Source organism: Kitasatospora sp. MAA19 (assembly GCF_029894125.1).
In the GTDB taxonomy this organism is placed as follows: Bacteria; Actinomycetota; Actinomycetes; order Streptomycetales; family Streptomycetaceae; genus Kitasatospora.
In genome coordinates this window covers 23,269-42,659 of the sequence record NZ_JARXYZ010000045.1, presented here as the reverse complement: position 1 = coordinate 42,659, position 19,391 = coordinate 23,269, and the positions used below count along the sequence as shown (strand labels likewise).

The following is a 19,391-nucleotide window of genomic DNA, read 5'->3' as shown; positions in this document are numbered from 1 at the left end:
TGCAGGAGACAGGGAAGAAAGGGTGAGATCGCCATGGGTCTGATGGACAACCTCAAGGGCAAGGCCGGGGAGCTCAAGGACAAGGCCAGTGAGCTCGCGGGCAAGCACAGCGAGCAGATCGAGCACGTGGTGGACAAGGCCGGCGGCGCGATCGACAAGGCGACCAAGGGCAAGTACAGCGACAAGATCGAGCACGGTGCCAGCAAGGCCAAGGACGCGGTGGACGACTTCGCCCACAAGCCGAAGACGGGCGACCACGGGCCGGCCGGCGGCAACGGCCAGGGGCCGCAGTCCTGACGTCCCCCGCGGTGATCAGCTCCAGGAGGCCACGAGGTACCCGACCCCGTACGGGGCGTCCTGGTAGCCGAGCCGCGCGGTGAGGCCGGCGCCCTCCGCGGCGCCGGCCAGCACCTGCCAGGGCGCCCGGCCCTCGGCCTTGAGCTCGGCGGCCAGGGCGGCGTCCAGGGCGGCGAGGGCGGGCAGGTCGGCGGAGCCCAGGGCGGCGGCCAGCGCGGCGTCGAAGCCCTCGGCGCGCTCGTCCAGGTAGCCGGGCGCCTTCACCGAGCGGCAGGCGCTGCCGTCGCCCACCACCAGCAGGGCGACCCGGTCGGCCAGCTGGGCCAGGCCCTGGCCGAGCCCGAGCATCCGGTCGGCGGGCGCGTCGGCGGGCACCGCGCAGGCGTGCGTCGGCAGGGTCACCCCGGCGCGCTCCAGCAGCCAGGCGCCGACCGTCAGCGAGGGCGCCAGCTCCGGCCCCTCGATCCGGCCGCCGGGCAGCTTGGCGACCAGCGGCACGCCGTAGCGCTGGAAGGAGCCCGCCCCGCCCTCGGTCCACACCTCGGCCTCCGGACCGGCGCCGACCACCACGACCAGTTGCGGGTCGGCCGCGACCAGCGCCGCCAGCGCCTCGTCGCAGGCGGCCCGCAGCGCGTCCAGCTCGGCGGCCGCCCCGGCGGCGACCTCGGGGACGAGCAGCGGCGGACAGGGGCACACGGCGGCGGCTACCAGCATGTGGATCACTCTAACCGCGAACGACGGCGGCCCGGCGGGACTCGAAGATCCCGCCGGGCCGCCGTTCGAAGCGGGCCGTCAGTCGCCGCAGCAGCCGCCCGCCGGGGCGGCGAGCGGCAGCGCGGCCGGGGCACCGACGGTCGGCAGGCCGAGCATCACCCCGGCCGGCTTGGCCACGGGCTTGGCCTGGCGCTTCTCCCAGGCGTCGCCGGCCCGGGTGCGGCGCACCGCGAGCGTCGGGCCCTCGGCCAGCAGGTGGTGCGGGGCGGCGTAGGTGATCTCCACGGTCACCATGTCGCCCGGGCGCACCGGCTCGGCCGGCCTGGTGAAGTGGACCAGCCGGTTGTCGGGGGCGCGGCCGGAGAGCCGGTCGGTCCGGTCGTCCTTCTTGCCCTCGCCCTCGGCGACCAGGATCTCCAGGGTCCGGCCGACCTGCTTCTTGTTCTCCTCCCAGGAGATCTCCTCCTGGAGGGCGATCAGCCGGTCGTAGCGGGCCTGCACGACGGCCTTCGGCACCTGGTCCTCCATCTCGGCGGCCGGGGTGCCGGGGCGCTTGGAGTACTGGAAGGTGAAGGCGTTGGTGAAGCGGGCCTCGCGGACGACGTGCATCGTCTGCTCGAAGTCCTCCTCGGTCTCGCCGGGGAAGCCCACGATGATGTCGGTGGAGATGGCCGCGTCCGGCATCGCCGCGCGGACCTTGCCGATGATCCCGAGGAAGCGCTCCTGGCGGTAGGAGCGGCGCATCGCCTTGAGGACGGTGTCCGAGCCGGACTGCAGCGGCATGTGCAGCTGGTGCATCACGTTCGGCGTCTCGGCCATCGCGGCGATCACGTCGTCGGTGAAGTCCCGCGGGTGCGGCGAGGTGAAGCGGATCCGCTCCAGGCCCTCGATCTGGCCGGCGGCGCGCAGCAACTTGGAGAAGGCCTCGCGGTCGCCCAGGTCGGAGCCGTAGGCGTTGACGTTCTGGCCGAGCAGGGTCACCTCGATGACGCCCTCGTCCACCAGCGCCTCGATCTCGGCGAGGACGTCGCCGGGGCGGCGGTCCTCCTCCTTGCCGCGCAGCGCCGGGACGATGCAGAAGGTGCAGGTGTTGTTGCAGCCGACCGAGATGGCGACCCAGGCGGCGTACGCGGACTCGCGGCGGGTCGGCAGGGTGGAGGGGAAGGTCTCCAGCGACTCCAGGATCTCGACCTGGGCCTTGCGCTCGACCGCGGCCCGCTCCAGCAGCGCCGGCAGGTGGCCGATGTTGTGGGTGCCGAACACCACGTCGACCCAGGGGGCCTTGCGGACGATGGTGTCGCGGTCCTTCTGCGCGAGGCAGCCGCCGACGGCGATCTGCATGCCCTTGTGGCGGGTCTTGACCGGCGCCAGCTGCCCGAGGTTGCCGTACAGCTTGTTGTCGGCGTTCTCCCGCACCGCGCAGGTGTTGAACACGACCAGGTCCGGGTCGCCGTCCTGCCCGGCCTTGACGTAGCCCGCGTCCTCCAGCAGGCCGGACAGCCGCTCGGAGTCGTGGACGTTCATCTGGCAGCCGTACGTGACGACCTTGTAGCTCTTCAATCCGCTCTCACCGCTCACCAGACCAGGGTACGGGCAGCCGCGAAGCGCTTTTCCCCCGCCGTTGCGCGGGCGCTCACCCCCGGGCCCCGGCCCGTTCCTCCCGCCGACCCCTCCCGTTCCGCCGGGCGGCCTGGCAGTATCCCTGCATGGCCCCCACCACCCCGTCCCGTCTCGGCGCCGCCGTCCGCACCGCGGCCCGCAGCCCGTTGTGGCGGGCGGTCCTGGTCCTGGTGCTGCTGGTCGCGGGGCTGGGCGGCTGGTGGCTGTCGGCGGGCCGCTCGCCCGGGTACCCGCGCGGCGAGACGCGCTTCGCGACCGGCGTGCAGCGCGGCGTCTACGACCGGTACGGCCAGTTGCTGGAGGACCACGTCGCCAAGGCGATGCCGGGGGTGCGGCTGGCCCTGGACAACACCGAGGGCTCGGTCGACAACCTGGCCCGGGTGACCAGTGGCCAGGACGACTTCGCGATCGCCACCGCCGACGCCGTCGCCGACTACCAGGGCCCCGGCAAGGACCGGCTGCGGGCGATCGCGCGGCTGTACGACGACTACCTCCAGCTGATCGTCCCGGCCTCCTCCCCGGTGCACAGCACGGCCGACCTCAGGGGGCTACGGGTCGGCGTGGGCCTGCCGCAGTCCGGGGTGAACCTGGTGACCAGGCGGCTGCTGGCCGCGGCCGGCCTGGACCCGGACCACGACATCGTCCCGGTGTCGGCGGGCGTCGGCGACGCCGCGGACCAGCTGCGCGAGAAGAAGCTGGACGCCTTCTTCTGGTCCGGCGGCCTGCCGACCAGCGCCCTCACCGACCTGTCCGACCACGTGCGGATCCGGATCGTGCCGCTGGGGGACCTCGCCGGGGCCCTCCACAAGATGGAGGGCGGCGGCACCGACGCCTACCGGGCGGCCACCATGCCCAAGGGCACCTACCCGAACGCCGATCCCAAGGACGCCGTCGCCACCGTGGCCGTGCCCAACCTGCTGATCACCCGGGACGACGTGGACCCGGGTCTGGTCGAAGGCATGACCCGGGCGGTGATCGACAGCCGCGACCAGATCGGCTCCCAGGTGCACGCCGCCCAGCTGGTCGACCTGCGCACCGCCGTCTACACCGACCCGCTCCCGCTGCACGAGGGCGCGGCGCGCTACTACCGCTCGGTGAAGCCGTAAGGGGCCACCACCGCCCGGTGACGCCGCAGGGCGCTACCGCTGCTCCGGCCGCGGCACCGCCAGCGTCACCGCGAGCCCGGTCGGCTTGACCGGGGCGAAGCCGAGCGAGCCGCCGCCGGCCGCCAGCAGGGTGCGGGCGATCGACAGGCCCAGCCCGGAGCCGTCCACGTTCTGGTGCCGCGGGCTGCGCCAGAACCGGTCCCCGGCGCGGGGCAGCTCGTCCTCGGCGAGGCCGGGCCCGGCGTCCGTGACGGTCACCGCGACCTCGTCCCGGCGCACCGTGACCTTCAGCCGCACCCGGCTGCCGGCCGGGCCGAACTTGAGCGCGTTGTCCACCACGGCATCCAGGGCGGAGCCGAAGCCGATCGGGTCGGCCATGCCGAGGGCGAGCGCCGGGCCCTCCCAGCACAGCTCGATCCCGCGCTGCTCGGCCACCGGCCGCCAGGCGTCCACCCGGGCCAGGGTGAGCGCGGCGAGGTCGGTCTGCTCGGGTTCGGGGCGGGCGTGCTCGGCGGTGGCCAGGCCGAGCAGGTCGTCCAGCACCCGGGCCAGCCGGGCGCCCTCCTCCCGGACGCCACCGAGCTCCTCCTCGTGCCCCTCGGGCAGCTCCAGGCCGAGCACCTCGACCCGCAGCAGCAGGGCCGCCAGCGGGTTGCGCAGCTGGTGCGAGGCGTCCGCGACGAAGGCCTTCTGCTGGTCCATGGCGAGCACCACGTGGTCGGCCATCTCGTTGAACGAGCGGGCCAGCCGCTGCAGCTCGGGCGGCCCGCCGCCGGGCGCGACCCGGGCGGCCATCCGGCCGGTGGCGATGTCGTGGGTGGCCCGGTCGAGGGTGCGGACCGGGCGCAGCACCCACTCGGTGAGCCGGACGGCCAGCAGCACCGCGACGATCATCGCGGCGGCCTCGCCCGCGCCGATCACCAGCCAGCTGTGCAGTATCCGGGTGCGCAGCGCCCCGGTCGGGGACTCGCTGAGCACCACCGCGACCACGTCGCCGTCGCGCACCACCGGGGTGGCCACGGTGAGGGTGCGGTCGGCGGTCCACGGCCAGACCTGCGGCGGGTTGTGGCTGCGCCGCCCGTCCAGCGCCTCCTGGAAGGCCTGCGCGCCCCAGCCGCCGGAGGGCACCCGCCAGTCGGCGGGGGCGGCGGAGATCGGCAGGCCGTCGCGCTGGAAGATGCCCAGCCGCACGCCGTACAGGTCGTGGTAGCGGCGGACCTCGGCGTCGATCGCGTGCCGGCGGCTGGCGTCACCGGGGGCGGGCTCCGGGTCGCCCTTGAGCGCGGACTCCACCACCGAGGGGCCGGAGGTGGGCAGGTCCTGGGCGAAGCGGGCGGCGTCGTCGAGCCGGTCGACGACCACCCTGCTCTGCTCGGCCGCCGCGACCGCCGCCGCGAGCGGCAGCCCGAGGGCGGCCAGGACGCAGAGCATGAGGGCGATCAGGATCCCGAGCAGACGGGTACGCACGAGCGGTCAGTGCTCCGCGGGGGCGGACGGGGCCGGGCCCGCGGCGGACGGGGCCGGGCCCGCGGCGGACGCCGGGGACTCGGGGATCAGGCGGTAGCCGACGCCGCGGACGGCCTCGACCAGCCCGGGCAGCGCGAGCTTGTTGCGCAGCGAGCCGATGTGCACCTCCAGGGTGCGCCCGTTGCCCTCCCAGCCGCTGCGCCAGACCTCGCTGAAGATCTGCTCGCGCCGGTAGACCACGCCGGGGCTCTGCGCGAGCAGGGCGAGCAGGTCGAACTCCTTGCGGGTGAGCGGCACGTCCCGGCCGTCCACGCTGACCCGGCGGCGCTCCCGGTCTATCCGGATGCCGCGGGACTCCAGCGGGCCGCGCTGCTGCGGGACGGCGTCGGGCGCGGGCACCGACACCGAGGCCGGGGCGAGGCCGCGGCGGGCCACCGCGTGGATGCGGGCGAGCAGCTCGCCCATGTCGTAGGGCTTGGTGACGTAGTCGTCGGCGCCCAGGTTGAGGCCGTGGATCCGGGAGCGGATGTCGGCGCGGGCGGTGACCATGATCACCGGTACGCCGCTGCCGGCCCTGATCCGGCTGCACACCTCGAAGCCGTCGCGGTCCGGCAGCCCGAGGTCGAGCAGCACCACCCGGTACGGGTCGTTGCCGTCCGGCACCAGGGCGTCCAGCGCCTCGTGCCCGCTGCGGGCGTGCCGGACCTGGAAGCCGTGCCGGCCCAGCACCGCGACCAGCGCGGCGGCCACGCGTTCGTCGTCCTCGACGAGCAGCAGTCGCATCCTGTTCTCCTCCTTCCCCCACCTGATCACCGGGCCCACCCGGTCGGGTCCCGGTCCTGCGCAGTATGGGCCAGCGGGCGGCCGGACGCCAGGCTCGGCCGCCCAGCGGGCTCCCCCGGGACGGGGTGCACCGGCGCGAGCGCCCGCTGTCACATGCCCCGTTGGCGGCCGGGCGAACAGTCCGCGAGCAGCGTGTGGCCGTTTTGTGATCCTCAAGTTCCGCTCAGATCGGCTGACGGCGCGTCGTCATCGCTCCTATGGTCGGCCCACCGGGGGCTGCGGCTCCGCCGGTCGCGGCTCCCGGATTTCGTACCACCATTGCCGCCCAAGGGAGTTCAGACTTTCACGGGCCGACACGAGGGAGCAGGCGCGATGGCCGAGAATCCGGTCGAGGACTCCACCCCTGCAGCCGCCCCCCTGGTCGTGCTGAGCGGCGTGAACAAGCACTACGGAGCGTTGCACGTCCTGCAGGACATCGACCTGGAGATCGTCCAGGGCGAGGTCGTGGTCCTGATCGGGCCGTCCGGCTCGGGCAAGTCGACGCTCTGCCGGACGATCAACCGGCTGGAGCCCATCGACTCCGGCGCGATCACCCTCGACGGCCGCCCGCTGCCCGCCGAGGGCAGGGAGCTGGCCCGGCTGCGCGCCGAGGTCGGCATGGTGTTCCAGAGCTTCAACCTGTTCGCGCACAAGACCGTGCTGGAGAACGTGGTCATCGGCCAGGTCAAGGTGCGCAAGGTCGCCCGGCCGGAGGCCGAGAAGACCGCCCGCGAGCTGCTGGAACGGGTCGGCGTCGGGGCGCAGGCGGACAAGTACCCCGCCCAGCTCTCCGGCGGCCAGCAGCAGCGCGTGGCGATCGCCCGGGCGCTGGCGATGAAGCCCAAGGTGATGCTCTTCGACGAGCCCACCTCGGCCCTCGACCCGGAGATGGTCAACGAGGTGCTGGAGGTCATGCGCCAGCTGGCCGCCGACGGCATGACGATGGTCGTGGTCACCCACGAGATGGGCTTCGCGCGCTCCGCCGCCAACCGCGTGCTGTTCATGGCCGACGGCCGGATCGTCGAGCAGAACACCCCGGACGCCTTCTTCACCGCGCCGCGCTCCGACCGCGCCAAGGACTTCCTCTCGAAGATCCTCCACCACTGACGCTCCGGGACGACCCGGGGCCGCCGCCGGCAAGGGCGCCGGGCGGCCCCGCCCGTGCACGCACCTTCCAGACGCCAGAGCCCGGTTGACGCCGTGGCCCAGCTCCCAGGAGAACACCCTCATGAGGACTCGTCGCACCCTCGCCGTCGCGCTCTGTGCCGTCGCGCTCACCGCCACCGCCGCCTGCGGCAAGGACGGCTCCCCCGGTGCCGCCGGCGCCGCCGCGAGCGGCAGCAACGCCCCGACGCTGCCGACCTACACGGTCAAGACCGACGTCAAGATCGACTCCGCGATCCTCGCCGAGGCCAAGAAGCGCGGCCAGCTGATCATCGGCGCCAAGGCCGACCAGCCGTTCCTGGGCTTCGAGGACGTCGCCAGCGGCGACCGCAGCGGCTTCGACATCGAGATCGCCAAGATGATCGCCGCCGACCTCGGCTTCACCCCGCAGCAGATCAAGTGGCAGACCCTGGTCTCCTCGCAGCGCGAGCCGGCCATCGCCAAGGGCCAGATCGACTTCTACGTCGGCACCTACAGCATCAACGACGAGCGCAAGAAGTCGGTCTCCTTCGCCGGCCCGTACTACATCGCCGGCCAGGACTTCCTGGTGAAGAACGACAACACCTCGATCACCGGCCCGGAGAGCGTCACCGGCAAGAACATCTGCACCGCCACCGGCTCGACCTCGATCAAGAACATCCAGCAGTACAACGCCAAGGTCACCCAGTTCGACACCTACTCGGCCTGCGTCGAGAAGCTGATGGCCGGCGAGGTCGACGCGGTCACCACCGACGACGCGATCCTCAAGGGCTACGCCTCCAAGTTCGCCGGCAAGCTCAAGGTCGTCGGCAAGCCGTTCACCAAGGAGAACTACGGCGTCGGCCTCAACAAGGACGACGCGGCCCTGCGCGGCGCCATCAGCGACGCCCTCAAGGCCCACGAGGACAACGGCGACTGGAAGAAGGCCTACGACGCGACGCTGGGCCTGTCCGGCTCCGCCGCGCCGACCCCGCCGGCCCTCGACCGCTACTGATCCACCCGCGGTCGGCCGGCTCCCGGCCGACCGCTCCTGACCACTCCCGAGTCCCCGACCACTGAGAGGAGGGCCGCCGGATGGGGTTCCTGTTCGAGGACGACAACTTCTCGTTGTTCCGCGACGGCTTCCTGCAGACGATCGAGCTGAGCGCGCTCAGCGCCCTGCTCGCCCTGCTGCTGGGCACCCTGCTGGCGGCCTTCCGGGTCTCCCCGGTGCCGGTCCTGCGCGCCTTCGGCACCGCCTGGGTGACGCTCTTCCGCAACACCCCGCTGACCCTGCTGTTCTTCGCCGTCGAGTTCGGCCTGCCGCCGCTCGGCGTGCACTTCAGCCACCTCGTCTTCGGGGTGCTGGCGCTCGGCGGCTACACCGCCTCGTTCGTCTGCGAGGTGATCCGCTCGGGCATCAACACCGTGCCGCTCGGCCAGGCCGAGGCGGCCCGCAGCCTCGGCATGACCTTCGGTCAGACCCTCACCCTGGTCGTCCTGCCGCAGGCCGCCCGGACCGTCCTGGCCCCGCTGAGCAGCGTGTTCATCGCGCTGCCGAGGAACTCGGCGATCGCCGGCGCGTTCAGCGTCGGCGAGCTGTACAGCGTGCAGCAGACCTTCTCCGAGCGCGGCTACGCGATCTTCGCGATCTTCTTCTGGGTGGCCTGCGCCTACCTGGTGATCAGCGCCGCGGTCGCCACGCTGTTCCGCGTCCTGGAATCCCGACTGGCGGTGGCCCGATGAGCAGCCTCTTCACCCGCACCTCCACGGCCAGCGTCCTCTACGACGCCCCCGGCCCGCGGGCCCGCGCCCGGTACCGGCTGTTCGGGGTGCTGGCGCTGATCGGCGTCGCCGGACTGCTCTGGTACGTCTTCGCCGCGCTCTCCGACAACGGCCAGTTCGACCCGCAGATGTGGGACGTGTTCCAGTACAACACCGTCCAGCAGCGGATCCTGGACGGCCTGGTCTCCACCCTGGAGGCCTTCGGGCTGGCGGCGCTGTTCTCGCTCACGCTCGGGGCCCTGCTCGCCGCCGGGCAGCTCTCGGACCACCGGCCGATCCGCTGGGCGTGCGTCGGCTTCGTCCAGTTCTTCCGGGCGATGCCGCTGCTGATCCTGATCGTCGCGCTCTACTACGCGTTCTTCGCCAAGGAGCCGATGTGGGCGCTGGTGCTCGGGCTCACCCTCTACAACGGCTCGGTGCAGGCCGAGATCATCCGCAGCGGCGTCAACGCCGTCCCGCGCGGCCAGGGCGAGGCGGCCTACGCGCTCGGCATGCGCAAGACCCAGGTGATGGCCGGCATCCTGGTGCCGCAGGCGGTCCGCTCGATGCTGCCCTCGATGATCGGCCAGCTGGTCGTCACCCTGAAGGACACCTCGCTCGGCTTCATCATCACCTACCACGAGCTGCTGTTCGTCGGTAAGGCGATCGCCAGTCAGCCGATCAACGCCGCGGGCTTCCCCTACATCCCCGTGGTCCTCGTGATCGGTCCGATCTACGTCGCCCTGTGCCTGCTCCTCACCGCGCTCGCCCGGTGGATCGAAGCACGCGGCCGTCGCGGCGCGAACCGGCGCACTTCAGCTGCTGCTTGACGCACACGCAGGTGAACTGTTGCATTGCTCTTCGTGACACCTCCCGGGAGCATCCACGCGGCATATGCGGCAGCGGTAACTGACGCCGGCCCAGCGGCCGGTTCGTGCCCGGAGGTCACGGCATGGACCCGGTGATCGTGGTCGGGGCCGGACCGGTCGGTCTGGCCCTGGCCCTCGCCCTGGCCCGGCACGAGGTGCCGACCATCGTCCTGGACGAGGGCTCCGGGCTCTGTCCCGAGGGCCCGCGCAGCGTCGTCCTCGGCGCCGACACCGCCTCCTTCCTCACCCGGATCGGCTACCCGCGGGCCGTCTCGGACTCCGCCCTGTGGGACTCCTTCACCGTCTGGCGCCGCCGCCAGGAGATGCTGCGGATCGACCTCACCGACTCCCCCACCTTCCACCTCCCCCAGCACCGCCTCCAGCGCGGCCTGCGCGACGCCCTGACCGGCACCCCGCTGGTCAAGCTGGTCCCGCTGAGCCGGGTCTGCGAGCTCGAACAGGACCGCGACGGCGTCAGCGTCCGCACCCACGGCACCCAGGACGGCTCCAGCACCTGGTGGCGCGGCAGCCACCTGGTCGGCTGCGACGGCGCCAGGTCCGCCGTCCGCAAGCTCCTGAAGATCCGCTTCCCCGGCCGCCCCGCCGTCGACCGCAACGCCATCGCCACCGTCCGGGTCGACCTGCCGTTCCAGGAGGCCCGGCTGCACCGCGAGCCCCCGTGGCGCGGCGACCGCGAGGCCTCCGCCCGCCCGCTGCCGGACGGCGTCTGGCGGCTCGACTGGCGGCTGCCCCCCGGGCGGCCCGCCGCCACCGAACCGGTCGACCCGCACGCCACCTGGCCCGGCATCGTCACCGGCGACACCCTGCTCACCCGGGTCACCGCCACCCTCACCGGCTGGTGCGGCGAACTCCCCCGCTTCGAACTGCTCGCCGCCGCCGACCACACCGCCCAGCAGCGACTGGCCGCCCGGTTCCGCAGCGGCCGCTGCTTCCTCGCCGGCGACGCCGCCCACCTGCACGGCGCCCTCGGCATGCAGAACCTCGCCGACGGGCTGCGCGACGCCGACAACCTCGCCTGGCGGCTCGCCCTCGCCTGGCACCTCCACTCCGGCGGCCCGCAGCCCGGCGGCTCCCTGCTGGACGGCTACGAGGCCGAGCGGCGCGGCGCGGTCGGCGCCCGGCTGCGCGCCGTCGACCAGGCCATGCCGCTGCTGCGCCCGCTGCGCGGCTGGCAGCAGACCCGGCGCTCGCTGCTGGTCGGGGGCTTCCGCAAGCACGCGCCGCTGCTCGCCGACGGCCAGCTCGGCACCGGCCGCTTCGGCGGCGCGCCCGCCTACCCGGCGGCGCCCTCGGGCGTCCCCGGCCGGGTGCCGGTCCAGCGCGGCGCCCGCAGCGCCACCTCGCTCAGCGAACTGCTGCCCGCCACCGCCCCCGGCGTGCTCGTCCCGGACCTGCCGGTGCTCGCCGCCGACGGCACCCCGGACCACCTGCACGCCCGGCTCGGTGCCACCTTCCTGCTGCTGCTGGTCGCCCCCGGCACCGCCGTCTGGTCCGCCGAGCACTGGCTGGGCGCCGGGCTGATGCCGCGGCTCGCCGAGGTCGCCGCCGCGCTGCCGGTGCCGGCCGAGGTGCTGGTCACCGAGGAGTACCCGGAGGCCGGGCCGCACACCGTGCTGCTGATCCGGCCGGACGGGCACCTGGTCGGCGTCACCCAGGGCGCGGCCGCCGAGGACCTGCTCGCGCTCGCCGACCGGGCGCGGGGCGGGCCCGCCCCGCTCGCCGGCGGACCCGAACCCGAGCCCGAGCCCGAGCCCGAACCCACGGCCGCGCCCGCACCTACGCCGGAACAGGTGGACTCGCCGAGCGCGTGACGCCCGCCCAGCGGATGGCGCTCACTCAGCTGGCCACCGCGATCGCCCGGCTCTCCCGGACCACCGTCACCCGGATCTGGCCCGGGTAGGTCAGCTCCTCGGCGACCTGCCGGGCGACCTCCCGGGCGATCGACTGCGCCCCCAGGTCGTCCACCTCCTCCGGCCGCACCATCACCCGCACCTCGCGCCCGGCCTGCATCGCGTACACCTCGGCCACGCCCTCGTGCGCACGGGCGATCTCCTCCAGCCGGGCCAGCCGCCGCACGTACACCTCCAGCGACTCCTTGCGCGCCCCGGGCCGCCCGCCCGAGCAGGCGTCCGCGGCCTGCGTGAGCACGGCCTCCACGCTGTGCGGCGCCACCTCGCCGTGGTGCGCGGCGATCGCGTGCACCACCTCCGGGGACTCCCCGTGCCGACGGGCGAAGTCCGCGCCGACCGCCGCGTGGCTGCCCTCGACCTCGTGGGTGAGCGCCTTGCCGATGTCGTGCAGCAGCGCGGCCCGCCGGACCGGCTCAGGGTCCACCCCGAGTTCGGCGGCCATCATCCCGGCCAGGTGCGCGGACTCCAGCAGGTGCCCGAGCACGTTCTGCCCGTACGAGACCCGGTAGCGAAGGCTGCCCAGGGTGCGGACGAGTTCGGGGTGCATCCCGCCGACCCGGGCGTCCAGCAGGGCGTCCTCGCCGGCCCGTACGCAGCACTGCTCGACCTCCTCGCGGCTGCGCTCGTGGAGGTGCTCGATCCGGGTCGGGTGGATCCGGCCGTCCTCGACCAGCTGGGCCAGGGTGAGCCGGGCGGCCTCCCGGCGGACCGGGTCGAAGCAGGAGAGCTGCACCGACGCGGGAGTGTCATCGATGATCAGGTTGACGCCGGTGACCGCCTCGAAGGCACGGATGTTGCGGCCCTCGCGGCCGATGATCCGCCCCTTCATGTCCTCGCTCGGCAGCCGGAACACGGTGACCGCCGTCTCGGCGGTCTGCACCGCCGCCAACCGCTGGATCGCCCCGGCGAGGATGCTCCGGGCCCGGCGCTCACCCTCCTCCTTGGCCTCGCGCTCGATCTCCCGGACGGTGACGGCGGCCGCCCGCCGGGCCGAGGTCTCGGCCTCGCGCAGGAGTTCGGCGCGGGCCTGCTCGGCGGAGAGTCCGGCGGCCCGCTCCAGCACCGCCGCCCGGCGGGTCACCAGCGCCTCGGCCTCGCCCCGGGTGCGCTCCAGCTCCGCGGAGCGGACGGCGAGTTCGTCCTCCCGGGTCCGGATCCGGCGCAGTTCCTCGGTCAACTGCTCCTCGCGCCGGGCGAGTTCGGCCCGCTGCCGGGAGGTCTGCTGCTCGGCCCAGCCCCGGACGCGCTCGGCCTCGGCGGCGGCGCTGCGCTGGGCGGCCCGGAGCCGCCTGACCATCAGCCCGGCCAGTACCGCGAGGACCAGCAGGGCGGCGCCGGCCGACCCGGCGAGCGGTAGCAGGGAGGCGTCCGATTCGGTGCCCGCCGAGATCCTCATGCCGCCCACTCCCCGTCACCGCTGCCCGCCGCCCGGCGTGGACCGCCGTCCGGAAGCGCCCCCCGCACTGAGTGCGAGGCTAGGTGTGGGTCATGAAACGGTCAAGGCTCGACCTGGACTGGACCAAGAAGCGTACGAAACTGCCACTAGTCCCTCTCGGTTCCTGACAGTTCACCCGGCTCTTCCTCTTCCAACGCGCTGCGCACCACCCGGAACGCCAGCCCCTCGGTGTAGCCCCGGCGGGCCAGCATGCCGACCAGCCGTCGCGTCCGGACCTGCCGGTCCAGCCCTCGGGTGGCCCGCAGCTTGCGGTCGACCAGCGCCCGGGCGGCCTCGGTCTCGTCGTCGTGGTCGAGCTGGGCGACGGCCTGCTCGACCAGGTCGGCGGCCACCCCCTTGGTGCGCAGTTCCTGGGCCAGCGCCCGCCGGGACAGGCCCCGGACGGCGTGCCGGGACTCCACCCAGGCCGCGGAGAAGGCCGCGTCGTCGATCAGCCCGACCTCTTCGAGCCGGGTGAGCACCTCGTCGGCGACGTCGTCCGGGATCTCCCGCTTGTGCAGGGCGTCGGCGAGCTGTTTGCGGCTCTTGGCGGCGCCGGTGAGCAGCCGCAGGCAGATGTCGCGGGCGCGGGTTTCGGGATCGACGGACTCCTCGGCCCCGGCCCGCTTCCGCGCGGTACCGGCTCCGGCGTCCTGCTCCTCGCCCTCCTCGCCCGACGCGCGCTCGGCGAAGCGCCCCGCGGAGCGTCCTGCCGCGCGCCGGCCCCGTCGCGCGCCGGCGCCGGTGTGCGGGGCCGCGGCGGCCACACCCCCGTGACCGGCCGCCTCGACCCCGCCCGAACCGTCGACCGCCGCTGCGGTCGCGTCGAACTCCTCGGCCGCCAGCGCCGAGCGGCGCCGGCGGCGGCCTGCGGGCAGCTCCGAGGCGGAGACCAGCCCGAGCTCATCGACCGTCGGCTCCGCCGGAGCCGGCCCGGGCGCCGCGCCGCGCACCGCCCGGGCCGGCGCCCGGTCGAACTCCGGCTCCGAACCGGATGCCCACGATCCGGCGGAGGACCGCTCCCGCCGCCGCTCCTTCCGGGACTGCGACCGTGCTCGGGGCGCCCTCGCGGCCGACGGCTCCGGCTGCTCCGCCACCGCGGCGAACCAGTCCGGCGGGCCGTAGTCGTCGTCCTCGGGGCCGGCCGGGCCACCCACTGCGTCGTGCTGCGTCAACGGCTCAGGCCTTGGCAGCCGCCGCCGTCTTCTTCGCCGCGGCCGTCTTGGCGGCGGTCGCGGTGATCGGCTTCGCGGCGCCGTCGGCGGCGGCGGGCGCCGCCTCGCCCTCGGCCGGCTCGTCGGTCTTCGGGCCGATGCCGAGCTTGCCCTTGATCTTCCGCTCGATCTCGTCGGCGAGCTGCGGGTTGTCCCGCAGGAAGTTGCGGGCGTTCTCCTTGCCCTGGCCGAGCTGGTCGCCCTCGTAGGTGTACCAGGCGCCCGACTTGCGGATGAAGCCGTGCTCGACGCCCATGTCGATCAGGCCGCCCTCGCGGCTGATGCCGACGCCGTAGAGGATGTCGAACTCGGCCTGCTTGAACGGCGCGGCGACCTTGTTCTTGACCACCTTGACGCGGGTGCGGTTGCCGACCGCCTCGGTGCCGTCCTTCAGGGTCTCGATCCGGCGGATGTCCAGCCGGACCGAGGCGTAGAACTTCAGCGCCCGGCCACCGGTCGTGGTCTCCGGCGAGCCGAACATGACGCCGATCTTCTCGCGCAGCTGGTTGATGAAGACGGCGGTGGTGTTCGACTGGTTCAGCGCACCGGCGATCTTGCGCAGCGCCTGGCTCATCAGCCGGGCCTGCAGACCGACGTGCGAGTCGCCCATCTCGCCCTCGATCTCGGCGCGCGGGACGAGCGCCGCGACCGAGTCGATGATCACCAGGTCGATCGCGCCGGAGCGGATCAGCATGTCGGTGATCTCCAGGGCCTGCTCACCGGTGTCCGGCTGGCTGACCAGCAGGGCGTCGGTGTCCACGCCGAGCTTCTTGGCGTACTCCGGGTCGAGCGCGTGCTCCGCGTCGACGAAGGCGACCGTACCGCCGGCCCGCTGGGCGTTGGCCGCCAGGTGCAGGGTCAGCGTGGTCTTGCCGGAGGACTCCGGCCCGTAGATCTCGACCACACGGCCACGCGGAATGCCGCCGACCCCGAGGGCCACGTCCAGGGCGGTGGACCCGGTGGGGATCACGTCGATCGGCTCGTTGGCCTTCTCGCCCAGGCGCATCACCGAGCCCTTGCCGAACTGCCGCTCGATCTGGGCGAGCGCGGTCTCAAGAGCCTTCTCGCGGTCCGTACCTGCCATGGCTTCCACCCTCGGGTTCTGTGCTGTGCGCTTCATCGTCCTCGACGCTAGCGCGTCCCACTGACAAACGAGCCCGACCCGGCTCCGCCTGTGGAAAACTCCTCGCCGGAGAGTACAAAGAACATCTGTTCGATTCAAGCCTCGCACGTCCGAGCGGTAGCGGGGTCACTTCCCGTCGCCGCCGACCATCCGCCGCAGCCGCCGCGCCGCCTCCCGGCGCAGCTCCCGCCGGGCCCGCCGCTGCTCGCCCCGGTCGATCCGCGGGTCGGTGGCCACCTCGTACCGCCGCACGTACGTCCCGACGAAGCCCTGCAGGGTGGCCGCCGCCGGGATCGCGATCAGCGCGCCGACCGCGCCGAGCAGCGCCGCGCCCGCGATCACCGCCCCGAACGCGACCGCCGGGTGCACGTCCACCGTCTTCGCGGTGATCCTCGGGTGCAGCAGGTAGTTCTCGACCTGCTGGTAGACCACCACGAAGACCAGCACCCAGAGCGCGTCCACCGGCTGCACGGTGAGCGCCACCAGCACCGGCAGCGCGCCGGCCAGGTACGTCCCGATGGTCGGCACGAACTGCGACATGACGCCGACCCAGACCGCCAGCGCGGCCGAGTACGGCAGGTCGAGCAGCGCGAACATCACCCAGTGCCCGGCCGCCGAGACCACCGCGAGCAGTGCCCGGGAGTACAGGTAGCCCCCGGTCTTGGCGAGCGCGATCTCCCAGGCCCGCAGCACCTCGCCCTGCTTGGCGGGCGGCAGCAGCGAGCAGACCGTCCGGCGCACCCGCGGGCCCTCGGCGGTGAAGTAGAAGGTGAACAGCCCGACCGTGAAGGCCTGGAAGAGCCCGCCGATCACGGTGGAGGAAACGCCCCAGACGTTGTCGGCGGCCTGCTGGGCGTAGTTCTCGATCGCACCGGAGTCCTTGAGCAGCTTCTTCTGCAGCTCACCCAGCGACAGGTCCTGATGGAAGGTCTGATTGACCCAGTTCATCAGATTGTCGACCAGGTGCGGCAGGTCCCCGGCGATCTTCGCCACCTGATCGACCAGCAGCGTGCCGAGCGCCGCGAGGAACCCGATCACCGCGATCCCCACCGCGACGAACACCAGGAAGGTGCCGACCCCCCGGCGCACCCCGCGCGCCGCCATCCGGTCGACGGCGGGCTCCAGCGCCAGCGAGAGGAAGAAGGCCACCAGCAGCATCACGAAGAGGTCGATCAGCTGGTGGAAGGCCCAGTCGGCGAGCTGGAAGAGCCCGACCAGCACCAGGGCCAACACCATCGCCCGGGGCAGCCAGCGCGGCATCCCGCTGCCCCAGAGCCTGCTGCCCGGCCCTTCGCCCTCCGGCAGCCGCGGTTCGGGCGGCGCGCCCGCGGCCTCGTCGGCAACCCGCGCCGACCTGTCCGAATTCTGTGCTTCTGTGCTGCTGGTCACTCCGACAGTCTCACCCATCGCCCGGGCCCGCCCGAGCACCGGGCACCCCCGTTCGGCCCAGGGAGATCAGGGGTCAGGAATCAGCGCAGCACGCCGGAGACGCCCTGGGTCTCGCAGACCACCCGCCAGACGTCCTTGGCCTCCCAGCCGGCCTCCAGCGCCTGCCGCACCGTCCGCCCGCCGAGTTCGCTCATCACGTGGTCGGCGGCGAAGGACTCCGCGTACGCCTCCCCGAAGTGCGCGTGCATCCGTCGCCAGAACTCGGTCAGCCTCATGGCTCCAGTATCCCGGACCGCCCCGCGCCGCCCGCGGCCTGCCACTGCCCGGCCGTCAGCGCGTACTCGACCTCGCCGTGCTCGCTGCCGGGGATCGCCTCCGGGTAGTCCTCGTGGAAGGTGCGGACGTAGGACAGCCCGGTCTTCTCCATCACCCGCCGCGAGCCCGCGTTCACCGCCATCGTGTACGCCACCACCCGCCGCACGCCCAGCTCGGTGAAGCCGCGGCGGACCAGCGCCCGCGCGCCCTCGGTCGCGTACCCGAGCCCCCAGGCGGCCCGGCGCAGCCGGTACCCCAGCTCGACCTCGGAACGCGCGCCGTCCGTGGTCGGCCGGAACTCGAACCAGCCCAGGAACGCTCCGCCGGCCCGCTCCTCGGCCGCCCACCAGCCGAGGTCGCCGTACTGCCGGTAGTGCGCGAGGTAGCGCGGCAGCAGCTCGCCCTCGACCGTCTCCCGCGCGGTCGGCCGCCCGCCGGTGAGGTAGCGCATCACCTCGGGGTCGCCGTCCAGCTCGACCAGGTGGTCGGCGTCCGCCGCGGTGAAGCGGCGCAGGAGCAGCCGCTCGGTGGTGAGGAAGGTGGTCACGCCCCGATCCTCACCCGTCGGCCCGGCCGCCGCACCCGGTTTTCCGCACCCGGTCCCCCACCCGCCTCAGTGCGGCAGCGCGAGCAGCCCCGCACCGAAGTACTGCCGGCCCCCGCAGGCGTACGGCCCGGGCGGGCAGGCGGCGGCCGCGGTACCGGCGAGCAGGGCGGCGAGCGGGCCGGAGCCGTAGTCCGGGTGCAGCGCGGCGGCCACCGCGACCGCGCCGGTGACGTGCGCCGCCGCCATCGAGGTGCCGGCCAGCGCCGCGTACTGCCCGCCGGGCCAGTCGGAGACGATCGCGCCCTGCGCGCCGCCGTCCGGGTCTCCGCCGGGGGCGGCCAGCGAGACCCGGCCGCGCCCGAGGTTCGAGTAGCCGGACGGGCGGCCGTCCCGGTTGACGGCGGTGACCGTGACCACGCCGGGCAGTTCGCCGGGCAGCCGGATGCACTCGGCGCCCAGGTAGCGGGAGCGGGCCGGGCCGGAGACCCGGTCGTTGGGGCTGCGCTCGTCGGACCGGGGGGCCCCGAGGTCCTGCCCGTCGTTGCCGGCCGAGGCGACCACCACGGCACCCTTGCGCTGGGCGTAGCCGGACGCCCGACCGACGGCGGCGATCAGCGCGGCCTGGTCCGGGTCCTCCGGGCAGTTGTACTTCCACGGGTCGGCGAAGTAGCTGTTGTTGATCGCCTTGGCGCCGTGGTCGGCGGCCCAGAGCATGCCGCAGACGATGTTCTCGGCGTAGTACTGGCCGAGCGGTCCGAGCAGCCGGACGGCGGCGATCCGCACGCCGGGCGCGACCCCGGTGACGCCGTGGCCGTCCCGGGCGGCGCCGACGATCCCGGCGACGTGGGTGCCGTGACCGCTCTCGCCGACGCCGGGGTCGGGCCGCCAGGCGCCGGAGCGGGCGTCGGGCCGGCCGTCGGCGCAGGAGGCGGAGGCCTTCGGGTCGACGGCGGCCCGCAGGTCCGGGTGGGTGTCGTCGACGCCGGAGTCGAGCACCGCCACCAGCACCTTGCGCAGCGCGTCGGCGGTCGGCGCGGCGCCGGCCGCGGGCCCGGGCGGCGCGGCGGAGGCGTCGTCGGCCCGGGCACCGGCGGCGCCGAGCATGGCGAGGTTCCACGGGTCGCCCTCGGCCGGATCGGGCACGGTGACGGTGCCGCCGTCCATCCGGTCGGCGCTGCTGCGGCCGACGCGGTCGGCGCCGGCGGAGAAGTCCCCGGCGCCGTCCAGCAGCCGGGGCGGCCCGACCACCGGCACGGTCCGGGTGGCGCCGACGGCGGCGATCCCGGGCCGGGCCCGCAGCTTGTCCGCGAAGCCGCCGGTGGCGTACGCCAGGACGGCCCCGATCTGCGGGTACTCCTGGACCACCTGCCCGCCCGCCGCCCGGCTCTCGGCGCCGGCCCGGGCGGCGCCGGCGGTGTCCTCCTGCTCGGCCAGGACCAGGTAGCTGAGGTAGGACCGACTCGATCCGGCCACGTACGGGACGGCGCCGCCGACCACGAGCGCGGTGAGCAGCATCGCGAGCAGCGCCCGGGCGGGCCCGCCGGTCCGACGCCGACGGGCGGGGCAGGCGGGACCGCCGGACGGGTTCACCTGCGCCATCGCACGGCCTCCGCTCGTCGGTCCGATGGGTCACGAATGGATCACTGGTCTGAATCA

General features: G+C 73.9%; 18 protein-coding genes. 7 read left to right on the top strand and 11 right to left on the bottom strand.

Features of this window, described 5'->3' with window-relative positions:
• Positions 1–33 precede the first annotated feature (33 nt).
• Entirely contained in the window at positions 34–297 is a 264-nt protein-coding gene (locus P3T27_RS37165) for an antitoxin (protein ID WP_280685740.1), read from the top strand.
• Between the two features lie 15 nt (positions 298–312).
• Here P3T27_RS37165 and P3T27_RS37160 read toward each other — a convergent pair whose 3' ends face one another.
• Complete coding sequence (locus tag P3T27_RS37160; RefSeq protein ID WP_280685739.1) at positions 313–1,011, bottom strand: class III extradiol dioxygenase subunit B-like domain-containing protein; 699 nt, start codon at positions 1,009–1,011, stop codon at positions 313–315.
• Positions 1,012–1,089: 78 nt separating this feature from the next.
• Positions 1,090–2,589 (bottom strand): tRNA (N6-isopentenyl adenosine(37)-C2)-methylthiotransferase MiaB, encoded by a 1,500-nt coding sequence (gene miaB / locus P3T27_RS37155; RefSeq protein WP_280685738.1) that lies wholly within the window; start codon positions 2,587–2,589, stop codon positions 1,090–1,092.
• Positions 2,590–2,717: 128 nt separating this feature from the next.
• On the opposite strand from miaB, the gene P3T27_RS37150 reads away from it, so the two are divergent.
• Positions 2,718–3,737: a TAXI family TRAP transporter solute-binding subunit gene (locus P3T27_RS37150; protein WP_280685737.1), complete on the top strand. Its 1,020-nt coding sequence runs from the start codon at positions 2,718–2,720 to the stop codon at positions 3,735–3,737.
• A 33-nt stretch (positions 3,738–3,770) separates the two neighbouring features.
• Here P3T27_RS37150 and P3T27_RS37145 read toward each other — a convergent pair whose 3' ends face one another.
• Together P3T27_RS37145 and P3T27_RS37140 are read right to left on the bottom strand one after the other, a co-directional pair.
• Positions 3,771–5,204: a HAMP domain-containing sensor histidine kinase gene (locus tag P3T27_RS37145; RefSeq protein WP_280685736.1), complete on the bottom strand. Its 1,434-nt coding sequence runs from the start codon at positions 5,202–5,204 to the stop codon at positions 3,771–3,773.
• A gap of 6 nt (positions 5,205–5,210) precedes the next feature.
• On the bottom strand, positions 5,211–5,987 hold the full coding sequence (locus P3T27_RS37140; RefSeq protein WP_280685735.1) for a response regulator transcription factor: 777 nt from the start codon (positions 5,985–5,987) through the stop codon (positions 5,211–5,213).
• 372 nt (positions 5,988–6,359) lie between these two features.
• On the opposite strand from P3T27_RS37140, the gene P3T27_RS37135 reads away from it, so the two are divergent.
• The 5 genes from P3T27_RS37135 (at position 6,360) to P3T27_RS37115 (ending at position 11,613) form a co-directional block, all read left to right on the top strand.
• Positions 6,360–7,133 carry an amino acid ABC transporter ATP-binding protein gene (locus tag P3T27_RS37135; RefSeq protein WP_280685734.1) on the top strand — a complete coding sequence of 258 codons (774 nt, stop codon included), beginning with the start codon at positions 6,360–6,362 and terminating at the stop codon, positions 7,131–7,133.
• Positions 7,134–7,254: 121 nt separating this feature from the next.
• Positions 7,255–8,163: a glutamate ABC transporter substrate-binding protein gene (locus P3T27_RS37130; RefSeq protein ID WP_280685733.1), complete on the top strand. Its 909-nt coding sequence runs from the start codon at positions 7,255–7,257 to the stop codon at positions 8,161–8,163.
• An 80-nt stretch (positions 8,164–8,243) separates the two neighbouring features.
• Positions 8,244–8,894 (top strand): amino acid ABC transporter permease, encoded by a 651-nt coding sequence (locus tag P3T27_RS37125; protein WP_280685732.1) that lies wholly within the window; start codon positions 8,244–8,246, stop codon positions 8,892–8,894.
• Entirely contained in the window at positions 8,891–9,742 is an 852-nt protein-coding gene (locus tag P3T27_RS37120; protein WP_280685731.1) for an amino acid ABC transporter permease, read from the top strand. Before P3T27_RS37125 ends, P3T27_RS37120 begins: the two co-directional genes overlap by 4 nt.
• 122 nt (positions 9,743–9,864) lie before the next feature.
• Positions 9,865–11,613, top strand: a complete 1,749-nt coding sequence (locus tag P3T27_RS37115) for an FAD-dependent monooxygenase (RefSeq protein WP_280685730.1) — start codon at positions 9,865–9,867, stop codon at positions 11,611–11,613.
• A gap of 25 nt (positions 11,614–11,638) precedes the next feature.
• Here the strand turns inward: P3T27_RS37115 and rny are convergent, their stop codons facing one another.
• The 7 genes from rny to P3T27_RS37080 all read right to left on the bottom strand — a co-directional run bounded on the left by rny (position 11,639) and on the right by P3T27_RS37080 (position 19,334).
• Positions 11,639–13,108 (bottom strand): ribonuclease Y, encoded by a 1,470-nt coding sequence (gene rny, locus P3T27_RS37110; RefSeq protein ID WP_280685729.1) that lies wholly within the window; start codon positions 13,106–13,108, stop codon positions 11,639–11,641.
• A 146-nt stretch (positions 13,109–13,254) separates the two neighbouring features.
• Positions 13,255–14,043 (bottom strand): recombination regulator RecX, encoded by a 789-nt coding sequence (gene recX / locus P3T27_RS37105; RefSeq protein ID WP_280685756.1) that lies wholly within the window; start codon positions 14,041–14,043, stop codon positions 13,255–13,257.
• Between the two features lie 283 nt (positions 14,044–14,326).
• A complete protein-coding gene (recA, locus tag P3T27_RS37100; RefSeq protein ID WP_280685728.1) occupies positions 14,327–15,445 on the bottom strand; it encodes a recombinase RecA in 1,119 nt (372 codons plus the stop codon).
• Between the two features lie 165 nt (positions 15,446–15,610).
• Entirely contained in the window at positions 15,611–16,744 is a 1,134-nt protein-coding gene (locus P3T27_RS37095) for an AI-2E family transporter (protein ID WP_280685755.1), read from the bottom strand.
• Positions 16,745–16,953: 209 nt separating this feature from the next.
• The gene (locus P3T27_RS37090; protein ID WP_280685727.1) at positions 16,954–17,148 is read right to left on the bottom strand and encodes a DUF3046 domain-containing protein; all 195 of its coding nucleotides are present in this window, start codon (positions 17,146–17,148) and stop codon (positions 16,954–16,956) included.
• Positions 17,145–17,735, bottom strand: a complete 591-nt coding sequence (locus P3T27_RS37085; protein ID WP_280685726.1) for a GNAT family N-acetyltransferase — start codon at positions 17,733–17,735, stop codon at positions 17,145–17,147. The genes P3T27_RS37090 and P3T27_RS37085 overlap by 4 nt, the downstream gene beginning before the upstream one ends.
• Positions 17,736–17,801: 66 nt before the next feature.
• Complete coding sequence (locus P3T27_RS37080; protein ID WP_280685725.1) at positions 17,802–19,334, bottom strand: S8 family serine peptidase; 1,533 nt, start codon at positions 19,332–19,334, stop codon at positions 17,802–17,804.
• Positions 19,335–19,391: the final 57 nt, after the last annotated feature.